Source organism: Weissella sp. DD23, from assembly GCF_001579105.1.
GTDB classification, from domain to species: Bacteria; Bacillota; Bacilli; order Lactobacillales; family Lactobacillaceae; genus Weissella; species Weissella cibaria.
This window is the reverse complement of record NZ_KQ970393.1, coordinates 228,752-240,390: the sequence shown is the minus strand read 5'-3', so window position 1 is coordinate 240,390 and position 11,639 is coordinate 228,752. Positions and strand designations below refer to the sequence as shown.

Annotated in this window: 15 protein-coding genes; 12 read left to right on the top strand and 3 right to left on the bottom strand. The window is 40.2% G+C overall.

Annotation, left to right across the window (positions count from 1 at the left end; all coding sequences use genetic code 11):
- Nucleotides 1–305: 305 nt before the first annotated feature.
- The gene (locus WEIDD23_RS07195; RefSeq protein WP_010371128.1) at nt 306–776 is read left to right on the top strand and encodes a hypothetical protein; all 471 of its coding nucleotides are present in this window, start codon (nt 306–308) and stop codon (nt 774–776) included.
- Nucleotides 777–840: 64 nt separating this feature from the next.
- On the top strand, nt 841–1,257 hold the full coding sequence (locus WEIDD23_RS07190) for a hypothetical protein (RefSeq protein ID WP_010371127.1): 417 nt from the start codon (nt 841–843) through the stop codon (nt 1,255–1,257).
- A 49-nt stretch (nt 1,258–1,306) separates the two neighbouring features.
- Here WEIDD23_RS07190 and WEIDD23_RS07185 read toward each other — a convergent pair whose 3' ends face one another.
- Nucleotides 1,307–2,275 (bottom strand): helix-turn-helix transcriptional regulator, encoded by a 969-nt coding sequence (locus WEIDD23_RS07185; RefSeq protein WP_010371124.1) that lies wholly within the window; start codon nt 2,273–2,275, stop codon nt 1,307–1,309.
- Between the two features lie 175 nt (nt 2,276–2,450).
- On the opposite strand from WEIDD23_RS07185, the gene WEIDD23_RS07180 reads away from it, so the two are divergent.
- The 8 genes from WEIDD23_RS07180 to WEIDD23_RS07140 all read left to right on the top strand — a co-directional run bounded on the left by WEIDD23_RS07180 (nt 2,451) and on the right by WEIDD23_RS07140 (nt 8,335).
- Nucleotides 2,451–3,662 (top strand): hypothetical protein, encoded by a 1,212-nt coding sequence (locus tag WEIDD23_RS07180; protein ID WP_010371122.1) that lies wholly within the window; start codon nt 2,451–2,453, stop codon nt 3,660–3,662.
- Nucleotides 3,662–5,308 (top strand): hypothetical protein, encoded by a 1,647-nt coding sequence (locus WEIDD23_RS07175; RefSeq protein WP_010371119.1) that lies wholly within the window; start codon nt 3,662–3,664, stop codon nt 5,306–5,308. Before WEIDD23_RS07180 ends, WEIDD23_RS07175 begins: the two co-directional genes overlap by 1 nt.
- Complete coding sequence (locus WEIDD23_RS07170; protein ID WP_062358875.1) at nt 5,292–5,972, top strand: FRG domain-containing protein; 681 nt, start codon at nt 5,292–5,294, stop codon at nt 5,970–5,972. The genes WEIDD23_RS07175 and WEIDD23_RS07170 overlap by 17 nt, the downstream gene beginning before the upstream one ends.
- 378 nt (nt 5,973–6,350) lie before the next feature.
- Nucleotides 6,351–6,620, top strand: a complete 270-nt coding sequence (locus WEIDD23_RS07160) for a hypothetical protein (RefSeq protein ID WP_010371116.1) — start codon at nt 6,351–6,353, stop codon at nt 6,618–6,620.
- A gap of 9 nt (nt 6,621–6,629) precedes the next feature.
- Nucleotides 6,630–6,899, top strand: coding sequence for a type II toxin-antitoxin system YoeB family toxin (locus WEIDD23_RS07155; protein ID WP_010371114.1), 270 nt, complete (start codon nt 6,630–6,632; stop codon nt 6,897–6,899).
- An 11-nt stretch (nt 6,900–6,910) separates the two neighbouring features.
- The gene (locus WEIDD23_RS07150) at nt 6,911–7,174 is read left to right on the top strand and encodes a hypothetical protein (protein WP_010371112.1); all 264 of its coding nucleotides are present in this window, start codon (nt 6,911–6,913) and stop codon (nt 7,172–7,174) included.
- A gap of 160 nt (nt 7,175–7,334) precedes the next feature.
- Nucleotides 7,335–7,649 (top strand): hypothetical protein, encoded by a 315-nt coding sequence (locus tag WEIDD23_RS07145; RefSeq protein ID WP_010371110.1) that lies wholly within the window; start codon nt 7,335–7,337, stop codon nt 7,647–7,649.
- A 95-nt stretch (nt 7,650–7,744) separates the two neighbouring features.
- On the top strand, nt 7,745–8,335 hold the full coding sequence (locus tag WEIDD23_RS07140) for an isochorismatase family protein (protein WP_010371107.1): 591 nt from the start codon (nt 7,745–7,747) through the stop codon (nt 8,333–8,335).
- Nucleotides 8,336–8,829: 494 nt separating this feature from the next.
- On the opposite strand, the gene WEIDD23_RS07130 is transcribed toward WEIDD23_RS07140, so the two are convergent.
- Both WEIDD23_RS07130 and WEIDD23_RS07125 read right to left on the bottom strand, forming a co-directional pair.
- Nucleotides 8,830–9,042 carry a helix-turn-helix transcriptional regulator gene (locus WEIDD23_RS07130; RefSeq protein ID WP_043940534.1) on the bottom strand — a complete coding sequence of 71 codons (213 nt, stop codon included), beginning with the start codon at nt 9,040–9,042 and terminating at the stop codon, nt 8,830–8,832.
- 171 nt (nt 9,043–9,213) lie between these two features.
- A complete protein-coding gene (locus tag WEIDD23_RS07125) occupies nt 9,214–9,723 on the bottom strand; it encodes a MarR family winged helix-turn-helix transcriptional regulator (protein WP_197458834.1) in 510 nt (169 codons plus the stop codon).
- Between the two features lie 175 nt (nt 9,724–9,898).
- Here WEIDD23_RS07125 and WEIDD23_RS07120 point away from each other — a divergent pair, with 175 nt between their 5' ends.
- Entirely contained in the window at nt 9,899–10,834 is a 936-nt protein-coding gene (locus tag WEIDD23_RS07120; protein ID WP_010371097.1) for an ATP-binding cassette domain-containing protein, read from the top strand.
- Between the two features lie 17 nt (nt 10,835–10,851).
- On the top strand, nt 10,852–11,631 hold the full coding sequence (locus WEIDD23_RS07115; RefSeq protein ID WP_010371094.1) for an ABC transporter permease: 780 nt from the start codon (nt 10,852–10,854) through the stop codon (nt 11,629–11,631).
- Nucleotides 11,632–11,639 lie beyond the last annotated feature (8 nt).

The following is an 11,639-nucleotide window of genomic DNA, read 5'->3' as shown; positions in this document are numbered from 1 at the left end:
CAAGTCTCGGCGCTTGAACAGGCAGCACGTGAGTTAACGGCTTCCTTAAAGGAATTGGTTGAGTTACAGGGGAAGGTTGATGCACAACGACGCTATTTGGAAGAGACGTTTGGTATCGAGGAGTTACAACGAGCGCTAACTAACAATTAAAGATGATTTGACTAGTCTAGTTGCCTGAGATGATGTCGATTAGTTTTTAAAAAGATCAGACTGTTAGATATAAGTCTGATCTTTTTGTTTCAACGACAAATAGTGTCGCGTGCCTTGCTTATACTGATGTCATCAAGTAAAGCGAGGTGATAATTATGGATACCGAAGCAGTAGCATTTGTTGGCAATTTAATAACGGGGTCGTTTGGTGATGGCGACCGTTTTGAGATAACAGACTATGCGTCATTTTTAACGGATGCAATGGCAACCCAGGCACGATTGATGGTTGATCATCCCAAGGAGACGCTAGCTGGTTTGGATATTGTGTTGGTTGGTTACCAACAACAATTCATGCCAGCGTACGCATCTGTTTTGAAAGCAGCGGGTGCGACTGTCCAGATTGTTGATGATTCAGACAGTGCGTTGTTTAACGATGAAAGGGCCTTTATGGCCGGGAATTCAGCGGCATTAACAATCGTATTGTCTTTCTTCAGCTTAGATAAAACGTTCCAACGGGCACAACAATGGCAAGACAAAACAGCTGATACTGAAATTATGCTGTCGGCATATCAAACGCCAGTTAGCGTGTTACTGGATGTTGAAGAATGGTGGTTACATCGCTTTTAACGACAAATAGTGTCGCGTGATTTTTGTAGTATGTGGTTATACAAGAGGAAAGAGGTCAGATAAGATGGCAAAGAATAATGCAGTCGAAAAGTTGGTTAAGTTAGGTGAATATGAGGCGGAACCCATGGTACAAGGGCTTGGGTGGTCGTTGTTTGGTAATGATCAAATGGCTGCACTACGCAAGTTGCCAATGTTCAATGAATTAATTGCTGATGAAACGCCAACCGTTCAGCAGTTGAATGAGCAGAAGGAAGCGGGTATTTTTGGTGCTCGCGAAAAGGCAATTCGCCAAGTGGTTGGGGATGTACCGGTGAATGTTTTAGACCGGTTGGTGCGCATTGAAGAATTGGTCAGTCGAGAGTTTGAGTTGCGTAATGAATACATTGTCGCACGTGATGATTATGAAGATGACGAAGATGTGCAAGAAATTCTGGATAAATTGGCGAGCGTCATGAAGCAACGTATGGAGTTAACGATTTAAAGGCACAACGTCTAAGCAAAAACACCCGCCAAGAATGACGGGTGTTTCGCTAGTTTTGATATTGGGTGAGCATTTGATTGATTTCTTGCATCATCGCGTCACGTAACGATGGTGGTGAGACCACGGTTACACGGGCGCCTTGGCTGAGAGCCCACATTTTAAAGCCGGCATCAGTCACTGCAGGAATGCGAATTCGAGTGGGGATATCTGTGGTTCCTTCACGTGTAATTTTGGCGTTGGGGAACTTATCTAGAGCGGCCGATATTAACCCAGTGTAGTCGAATTCGACTTGAATCGTCTTGCCGATTTGCATGAGGTTGTTCGTTTGCCGAATAGCGCCTTCTTCGAGACGTTCGCCATACGGATAAGCAATATGGCGACTTTCTGGCTCAATGCTATCAAAGCGATCGAGACGATAGTAAGCGTCACGTTCAGCGTGGTGCTCCGTTGCTTGAAAGTGGATGATGACATAGAAGTAGTACGTATCAAACAGCAAACCAGTGGGGAGTCCGAATAATTTCTTCTTCCCACCCTGTGCATTGGTATAGGTGAACGCAATTGTTTGCTTAGCATCAATATAACCGCTGATATCCCAGACTAAGTTGATTAAATCTTTATGGTGGGAGACCGGCGTATACGCAATCTGTTCATTACGTAATGTGGTGCGGATTTGATCGGCTTCGTCAGTGCTCATCATGCCGAGAATGCTGGCTATGAGTTGTTCCATTTCATCCTTATTAAACGCGCGACTGGCGAGAACAAGCTTTGCCAGTGTGAGTGCTGCGGGGCTGTCAAAAGTGTTTTTGCGTTCAAGATAGACACTTTTTGATGGCTTATCGCTCGTTAATTTAGCTGGGTATTGGGTGCTATCGAGTGATTCGCGAATGTTACTGATGTCGCGTTGCACTGATCGGATGTTGACGTCATTTTCGATTGCCCATTGTTCGGGGAAGATATGTTCGCCGGCCAATAATTTTAGGGCGAGATGGAGTGGTCGACTGATGTTATTTTTGCTCATTGGATGAATATCCTATTTTTGATACGTATTTAGGATAAAATTCCATAATTCTAACCATTATATGAATTTGACCCGGTACATATTGTTGAAATTCTTAATTTATATTTTAGTATAATGATAATATGATTTGGTTTCGAGCGCCACTAAAAATAGTGGCGTTTTTTGGAGAGAGAAAATGAATAGATTAAATAAAATCAAAGCTATGAAAAAGAAGTCAGATCGAACGTTTGATTTTTTGCAAGACTCAGTGAACGATTTAAGCTTAGTTCAAAATGAGGTGCAACGTGTCTCATCAGTTCTTAAAGACACTGATCAAATATTAAATCGATTAGATCGTGAATTTAGTCAAAAGACAAAACTTAACAAAAAAGATATGAGCTTCTTGATGACGGCTGTGGCACTGCAAGTGGTTAGGCAGTATGCAATCCCTAATAATTTTACGCAAAGTAGCCGGCCTAATGATCAAGCAGCTGCAGGAAGTCATTCTTATAATCGGGATTTACGTGGCAGTGGCTATTATCAAAGTTCAGTAGAAGAAATTTTAAATAATCCGGTCCCTTTTGATACGCAGAACAGTTCAAAGTTATTTGGGGAAAATCTTGGTGGTGGGAATGGACACCGGTTTGCAACGCTGGGACATGATCCTTTGTTGGGTTGGATATTTGGTACCGCTAATATCGCCACTAGAACGGTTACGTTAGCTAATTTCCACTCATATCATGTGCGATATGGGCAATTTGGAGTGTCTGGTAAAGGCGACTTTTTTTCTGAAAATGCACAAACGCGACTTGTAATCGAACATGGATTGATTGATCCGTTTAGAAATCCCAACAAATTACCTATTCTGGCGGCAGCTCTGCTAATGGAAGGCATGCACTTAAAAAGTGATATTAATTCGAAAAAAAGCTTGGCCTTACCCGGATTGGCTGTCGCTAGTCCACAATTTGCACAAACACTGTCTGATTATGGTTTGAATATGGCAAATGTGTTGACTGTTGGTCGACAAGCTTCGTTATCATTAGCTATTAATGCGTTAATAGGGATGATTCATCGGCTGACGTATGATGAATCAAAAGACGGCGATATTAAACTCTTTGAAGTTAAAACACGTAAAATTTTGAGTTATTCAAATACAATTGCATCGTTAAGCAATGTTGTGTACGTCGCGATACTTGCTTCAAATCCGACTACAGCAGGTGTCGCGGTGAATAAGTTGGATATAGGAGGATTATTAGTCACGATTGTCAGACTCTTTTCAGATGCGAAGTTCATCAGTCAAGTTAAGGAAGAGTTCCTTAAAAACGGTTGGGCTGATGAAGTGTTAGGTGAAAAGTTAGAAATTCCAAAGAGAAATATTGAAGTGTATTACGAAGGAGAAAATGAGTAATGGGTTTGTTTGGGTTTGGAAAAAAGAAAGAATATAAGCGTGGGATGGCTGACGCAGCAGAGGTTGCCAGTCAAAAGTTTGATGAAGTCGATAAGGCTATCGGAAACGTCTCTGATAATTTAAAAACAGGTATCGATAATCTCCAAGGCGATGTTAATTCAATTCATGATATGTTGGAATCAGACGCGCGTGAAAAATTATTTGATTTGGTGGATGAATTAGATATTCGAGAGGATTTAAACGAAGACACTAAATGGTTTATGATTTCTATGTTATATTCATTGGGCCAAATGGTTCAAACTAGCGAAGCGCAGAAGCACTACTTGCGGGCTTTGACGGCGTATTTAAAGATTGAAAAGTCGCCACAAACTATTGATGTAACAAAAGTTATAAACATTGATGATCGAGAGGAGTCTCGGGCTATCTATACTGCCGTAATCGAGTATCTTTATCTCAGGTCAGGAGAACTATCATTCCTTTCTGATAACCAATATGAAGACTTGTTTGACAGTTTTAATCTTAATAAGCGAGACAAGGTGGCGGTTGTTGATCGACTTAACGCTAAGGTTGCGACAATGGGGAGTGATGCGATTGTGCTACCTTATGAGGCAGCGCTTGTTGAAAAAGAAGAAAATGATAAGGTTGAATCTGAAAAGAAAGCATCACAAAGTTGGCCGGATAGAGAACAACGATTAGGATTTTTTCTGGATAAATTTGAGGAATTTTGGAACGAATATTCATTTGGAATAAATGGATGGGAAATGGAAGGCTGGAATTACCAGCGCTTTGATTATAATGGGGAGACGGTCAACGTTACTAACGGCACGGAACTTGATGATGTGGTAATGCAGGCATCATATATGGGTAGCTTTGGTATGGCGATTACACTATCGGAGCTAGTTTTATATGTCGAGGGGGGCGTTGTTACAAAAATTCCGTTTGATAATGTTGCTTACATATACAAGGCGCAAAACAATGAGCATACAATCACTTTAAAGATGATAGATGGAACACTTGAGACATATATGTATCCTGATTTTAAGGCATCTAATGGGTTAGCTGTTGACGTATTATTTGGTATTTTGCATGCAAATGTTAAGAATGGACCTGTATTTTTGGCTGACGAAAATTATGAATTGAAGGGGATGTTTGATTCTGCGTTAAAAGATGAAGTCAGTTTGCACCAATTTGATTTAGTTGGTTTCTTAAAAAGTCAGACTATTTGGAGTCATGGCGGGGCTGGTTTTGAAAATTCAACTGAAGGTGATTCTACTTGGATTGGGAAATATTCAATTGCTAATAAAGGCAAAGTTGTCATTTGGGAGAGTCGTGGGGGCACGGATATAAGAACGGCAGGGGTGTACCTTCTTAAAGAGCAAGAACCTTCGGAGTTTTATCCTTATAAAATCGACGAACGGAAAATTTTGTGGGACGATATTCAATCATTTTCTTATACAGAATCTTATGGGGGAATCTTCTCGTCTGATAACTTCCATGTAAATGCAGTGTTGTCTACAGGAGATGTAGAGGTAATCATAAATGATGTTCTTCATGATTTTGATGATCAGAAACTTATGGGAGTTATGAATTATGTTAAGAATAGCGAACTTTTGAGCATGGAGAATATGTATGATTCGGAAGATTAAATCCTTACAAGATCTTTATGACATTAATGATGAGATTATGGCTGCCGTTGATAGGGCAAATGGACTTGAAGTGTATTATCGAGGCCAACGTAACTCAGAGTGGGATATTCGACCAGCTATATCACGCATACAAAAAAACAAATTGATTGAAAATGAAGAATATGAAAGGGCGCTTCAAAAGCATCCAGAGTTATTTAGTCAATCACAAAATCATTTGGGCCATCTAAGCGTGATGCAACACTACGGAATTCCTACACGTTTAATTGATATTACAGAGGATATTTTGGTCGCTTTGTTTTTTGCACTAGACGGGCAAAAGGAGAACGATAATAATCGAGCTATGTACTGGATTATTGTACCGAGTTCTAGGGTGAAGACAAATAATAGTGATGCCATTGAAATAGTTACTGCGATGGCAGCCTTAGATGATAGTGATAGAAAAAATTTGTTGACATTAGCAAAGCAAACACTAATCTCGACGAGAAGATTTAATAGACAACATGTTTTTAAGACTAAGAAGCACAAATCAGTACATCGATTACTTCATGAAGTTAGAAAATATGTACGAAATTTTGAACCCGAAATTGTTCCGTCTGATTTGTTAACCACATATGCAGTGAAAGCGAATAATATTCATCAAAGATTGATAGCTCAATCCGGATAATTTTTAACTAGTGGCGACGTCGATAACATGGTGAATGAATTTTCGCGGGAAAATGTACTTACGTTAGACGATATTCAAACCGACTCATTCAATTTTGATGAGAATAGAATATCACTTATTAAGGTGAATATTGATGGGGACATAAATACAGATGAACAACTTAAGCGGCAATTAAGTATAAGTGGCAAGTCTGTGTATATGATTTATCCAGAGAAATTTTGATGTTCTGATATATATATTAGTAAATTAAACACAAGAATAGCTGCATTCAGAAACAGCGTCCATACATTTGGACGCTGTTTTTATTTACGACAAATAATGTCGCGTCATTTCATTATGATGAGCATATCGAATGAGATATGACGGAGAATCAATAAAATGACGCGACAAGAATATAAACAACGTTGGTTGCAACTTTCGGTAACCATGATTTTAAGAGAGTTAATTGTGATATACGGAACGACATTTTTGGTGTTATTAATGTTTCGTTGGATGGGGATGTATCCGCATGAACAAGTGTTGCGGGTAGTTCTGATACTTGCTTGGAAATTCTTCGGCCTGACAGAATTTGTTGCAGGAGTAGTTGTCATTCTGAGATTTCAATATCGGGTAAAACTACTCCAGATTGAAGCTGAGATGCGAAAGTGAGAATGGAAAATGTACACAATTAAACTAGGCACAACGTTGGCTAAGAAATCTTTGAAACAATTGCAAAAAGCAGGTTTTTCAGAAAAATTAAATAACGTACTGGACGATATTAAGGAAGAACCAATGGCTGACGCAGAAAAATTAAAGGTATTTGCGGGCCGTAAAAGTAGAGTTTTTTCACGACGGTTGAACGTTCAACATCGGGTGGTATACCAGGTGTTTCCAGCCGATCATATGATTGAAGTGTTATCAGTTTGGGGTCATTATGTTGGTGCGTAAAGGTGAGGAATATGTTTAAAAATAATAGTTGGCAAGATAGAGTTGTTTTCTATCAAAAAGCAAGCATCGCGCTGTTGTTGAATCTGCTTTTTGGTGCTTATATTTGGCGATTCATGAGGCAAGCGGCGTTGTTAGGCCAGTCTCATGAGTTAAAGACATTCATTTTGGGGATGGCATTCATGTTTGTATTAATGATGTCATTTGGTTTCATACTGGAGGCGTATGAAAAGCTAACGGAATCCGATTTAAATAGTCAGGATAATAACGACAAATAATGTCGCGGTGGAATTTTATAATTTTGATACTAGTTGAAATAGAAAAGGAGATTTAAGCAATGGACGTTGTAACTAAACTAACGTTAAAGGGTCACTCAAATTATGAACAGTTGGCGAGTAAGTTGAAGTTTTTGTAGCTAATAAATCAGAACTGGAGCAAATGCTACAAGCTGACTTAGAAATGGATATTTCAATCGATGATATTAATGACATTGTCCTATTGGAAGAAGGCCTACGATTCTCGGATGGGCGCCAACAGCATACGTTGCCGGACTGGGAGTTAGATAATGATTTTGACGAAATGGTTGCTAAGATTAAGTCGGGGACATTTAAGTTAATGTTACCAACGCTGTACACAACGAATAAACCAGCAGTAGCTTATCATCTGGTAATTTCTGAAGTGCCGAATGAAGGCCAGCCATTAATAAGTGGTCAGCATATCTTGAAACCAGGCTATGTTTGGTTTGCTTATTAGTGTGTTTCACGTGAAACAATATCTTCATTTGTGATGTCGCTTCGTAAAGTGATACACTGAAAATTACTAATACGAAGAACGAAGAGGTATGTGAGATGGCTTTAGATTTTGATCTAGCGCGTACGGCATTGGTCGTAATTGACGTGCAAGATGGCATTATTCGTAACGGGGTCACGACGCCTAATGACGGTGAAACAGTGATTGCACGGAACAATGAATTAGCGGCAGCGTTGAAAAATACGCCCGCCCAAATTGTTCTTGTGCGAGTAAAGAATGATGGTACTGAAGGTATGAATCCAGTGACAGATGCACCACATCAGGTCGCAAAGCCATTACCAGATGCAGCGACACGGTTAGCAATGGATATTGCCGCTGATGAGACGGCGACTAATGTAACGGTCGTAAACAAGCATAATTGGGGCGCATTTTATGGCACGGATTTAGATGTGCAATTGCGTCGACGGGGTATCGATACAATTATCTTGACGGGAATTGCAACGTCAATTGGGGTGGATACAACAGCCCGTGAGGCGGCACAACATGGGTATAACTTGGTCTTTGTTCCAGAAGCAATGACTGATCGCACAGATCAAGGTCACAACGCATCCGTCGAAGTCATTTTTCCTCGTTTGGGTAAGGTACGTACGATAGCAGAAGTGCTGGCAGCGATTGAAGTTGCTAAGTAGGATTAAAAAATAATTTTTTGAATGCAGTTAAAAGGCGCAATTCTTTCCAAAGTGACAGAATTGCGCCTTATTTTGCGGTGGTTTACTCAGTAAAAACAAGCCATAGTTTTAGAATGATAAATCCTAGTATAAAAAGTACGATATCCATTACGAGAAGTGCGATAAGGAATAGTCCACTAAACTTCAAATCGATTGCATGAAACATAGATAGACCGATTAAAACAATATTGAAGACGATGATATCGAATGTCAGTGATTTTAACTTCAATTTTAAATCCTTTGTATCTTGTACATCAGCAAATAAAGTTTTTGAAATGAAGAAGTCGATTAATGAATAGAACAACGTCGCAATCAATATTGTGAATATTGTTATTTCAGGATTGTCATGTACGGATTTAAAAAAATGCGCAGACACTAGAAATAGCATAAGTAGTAGAACTAAAAATACAAATGATCGCGTAACAACTTCATTGTCTTTCTGGATAATTCTCTCATCAGTAGTTGGTTTCATCTGTATCTTGCCTCCAAAAAAGTGAATTTAAGTCTGTATCTAGTTGTGTTGCTATCGCAATTGCGAGTTTCATAGTAGGGTTATAGGTCCCTTTTTCAATCAGAGCGATTGTTTGGCGCGTTACTCCAATTGCGTTAGCGAGCTCTTTTTGGGTTAATCCCTTTAATGTTCTGTATTTACGTACAGAGTTATTCATGGCCATTCCTCTTCCGTTACGTTTATAACTAACAAGAGTGTAACATATAGTTTGCTTTATGTAATATATATCTGTCATTTTGTCGAGAAATCGGCAATAATCGCCAAGTAGTTAATAAGATATAGTTATAAACAGAAAACCGCGTTGGATAATTTTCCAACGCGGTTTTTGCTATTTTTCATTATTATCAATTTCAGTCTTACGATCCAACTGGCTCAACATAATCCGAGTACCCAAGTTTTGGATACCATCAATCTTCAAATGATCACGAATGCCGTCGTTCATTCTATCTAGCATCGCTGCTAGCTGTGTCCAATCCTCAGGGTCAAGATAATCCAAATATTCAGGAATGTAAAATAAGCTTTTTTCAGCTTCACGACGCCCTTTTTCAGTTAATTTAATTAATTGAATGCGACCGTCAGTTGGTGATTTTGTTTTCGTCACAAAATCCTTTTTCACTAGCTTGGTAACAAATTCAGCAGTTGATTGAACACTCATTTCAAGGCGTTCTGCAAGCTCTTTTTGCGAAATATTATCACCTTCGCTTAATGCGACAAGGACTTTGTTTTGGCCACGAAAAACAGGCGAGTGACGTTCCACTTGTTCATCAGCTAAGTGCTGCAATGAAGTAAATTCAAATAATTTTGCCGCCAATTGGTGTTTTTCAATTAAATCAGCCATGATGTTCGCCGTCCTTTATTTTCTGTTATAGCCAGTATAACAGGCTTTCAATGCTTAATAAACGATAAATAGACAGGGTACCTGAACAAAGTTGTTGACAATTTAATCAGGTACCCTTATTATTATTTTCGTCAGGTACCCTGATAATTAATTTTAAAAACAAGAAGGCATTATCATGACTGAAGAATATGCAGTAGAAATTAACGGATTAACGAAGACGTTTGGTCAACAAACGGCGGTTGATCAAGTATCATTCAACATTAAGCGTGGCGAGGTATTTGGCTTATTAGGACCCAACGGAGCCGGCAAGACGACCACGTTGCGTATGATGACGACGTTACTCCAACCAACAAGTGGCGACATTAAAATTTTTGGTCACGACGTGAAGACAGAATCACAAACGGTACGCTCATTATTTGGCTTAACTGGCCAGTATGCATCGGTTGATGAAGATATTTCTGCTCGCGAGAACCTGATGATTTTTTCACGCTTGAATGGTTTGTCACGCCAGGAAGCGAAAGCTCGGACGGCTGAATTGCTGGAAGAATTTTCACTAGTAAATTCAGCTGATAAAGCAATTTCAAACTTTTCAGGTGGGATGCGTCGACGTTTGGATTTGGCAGTTAGTTTAATTACACGTCCCGCTTTAATTTTCCTAGATGAACCAACGACTGGTTTGGACCCACGTACACGTACGCAGATGTGGGCTACCATTCGACAATTAGTTGCGGCTGGTTCAACCATCGTGTTGACGACGCAATACCTGGAAGAGGCGGACGAGTTGGCTGATCGTATTGCGGTGATTGACCACGGTAAGTTGGTTAGTATCGGGACACCGGCTGAATTGAAGGCACAAGTTGGTGGTGCTAAGTTACGCGTTGAAGTGGTAGACGATGCACAAGCAGAACAAGCGCGTGGTGTGATGGCGAACACTTTACCGGCAACACCGCAAGTAACCCGTAATGTTGTTGAAGTGGCAATTGATGATATTAATACCGTTGCGGGGGTCCTCCAAGCCATTACGGCAGCGGGCGTGACGATGACAAACATGTCAGTTGAACAGCCATCAATGGATGACGTGTTCTTTGCATTGACGGTTGGTAAGAATTAAGAGAAGAGGCAAAAATCATGATGGATGTACAACCACACAAGACGAATGTATTTGCAAATATTGCGACGATGGCATATCGTAACTTATTGAAGACGCTCCACAACCCAGACAAATTTTTGGACGTCATCGTGCAACCGGTGATGTTTATGTTGATGTTTGGTTTCTTGTTTGGTGGGGCGATTGCCGGTAACGTACACGCTTATTTGCCAACGATTGTGCCTGGTATTCTGATGCAGGCGTTGATTTCAGCGGCAGCGGGTTCAGGTACCCAGATTAGCGATGATTTGAATTCAGGTATTTATGACCGCTTGAAGTCATTACCAATTGCACATATCGCACCATTAGCTGGACAACTACTCGCTGATATTTTGCGCTTGTTCATTGCGGCCGTTGCGTCATTAACGACTGGTTTCTTGATGGGGTGGCGACCTGCTGCTGGCTTTGGCTGGGTCATTGTTGTCGTGGTGCTAGATGTCTTCTTAGGGTGGGCGTTGAGCTGGATTTTCGCGCTATACGGCATGTTGGCTAAGAGTTCAACAATGGTGGAAAGTGTGTCATTGATTACGATGTTGTTGTTGACGTTCCTATCAAGTGCATTTGTGCCAGTTAAGACGTTGCCACATGCGATGCAAATTTTGGTAAACATCAATCCCGTCTCATATGTTATTCAAGCTTCACGCATGATGCTTAACCACGGGGCTTGGCCAACACAAGCTTGGATAGTCTTAGGAGCTGGCGTACTGGTGGTTGCAATCTTTGCACCATTGACCGTTTATGTTTACAATCACAAAAACTAAGTAAAAAC

Bases quoted from the DNA above. Each gene is read 5' to 3' on its own strand.
- WEIDD23_RS07185 (WP_010371124.1), bottom strand. From the start codon at position 2,275: ATGAGCAAAAATAACATCAGTCGACCACTCCATCTCGCCCTAAAATTA.
- WEIDD23_RS07140 (WP_010371107.1), top strand. From the start codon at position 7,745: ATGGCTTTAGATTTTGATCTAGCGCGTACGGCATTGGTCGTAATTGAC.
- WEIDD23_RS07170 (WP_062358875.1), top strand. From the start codon at position 5,292: ATGATTCGGAAGATTAAATCCTTACAAGATCTTTATGACATTAATGAT.
- WEIDD23_RS07195 (WP_010371128.1), top strand. From the start codon at position 306: ATGGATACCGAAGCAGTAGCATTTGTTGGCAATTTAATAACGGGGTCG.
- WEIDD23_RS07190 (WP_010371127.1), top strand. From the start codon at position 841: ATGGCAAAGAATAATGCAGTCGAAAAGTTGGTTAAGTTAGGTGAATAT.
- WEIDD23_RS07155 (WP_010371114.1), top strand. From the start codon at position 6,630: ATGTACACAATTAAACTAGGCACAACGTTGGCTAAGAAATCTTTGAAA.
- WEIDD23_RS07145 (WP_010371110.1), top strand. From the start codon at position 7,335: ATGCTACAAGCTGACTTAGAAATGGATATTTCAATCGATGATATTAAT.
- WEIDD23_RS07125 (WP_197458834.1), bottom strand. From the start codon at position 9,723: ATGGCTGATTTAATTGAAAAACACCAATTGGCGGCAAAATTATTTGAA.
- WEIDD23_RS07175 (WP_010371119.1), top strand. From the start codon at position 3,662: ATGGGTTTGTTTGGGTTTGGAAAAAAGAAAGAATATAAGCGTGGGATG.
- WEIDD23_RS07160 (WP_010371116.1), top strand. From the start codon at position 6,351: ATGACGCGACAAGAATATAAACAACGTTGGTTGCAACTTTCGGTAACC.
- WEIDD23_RS07180 (WP_010371122.1), top strand. From the start codon at position 2,451: ATGAATAGATTAAATAAAATCAAAGCTATGAAAAAGAAGTCAGATCGA.
- WEIDD23_RS07115 (WP_010371094.1), top strand. From the start codon at position 10,852: ATGATGGATGTACAACCACACAAGACGAATGTATTTGCAAATATTGCG.
- WEIDD23_RS07130 (WP_043940534.1), bottom strand. From the start codon at position 9,042: ATGAATAACTCTGTACGTAAATACAGAACATTAAAGGGATTAACCCAA.
- WEIDD23_RS07120 (WP_010371097.1), top strand. From the start codon at position 9,899: ATGACTGAAGAATATGCAGTAGAAATTAACGGATTAACGAAGACGTTT.
- WEIDD23_RS07150 (WP_010371112.1), top strand. From the start codon at position 6,911: ATGTTTAAAAATAATAGTTGGCAAGATAGAGTTGTTTTCTATCAAAAA.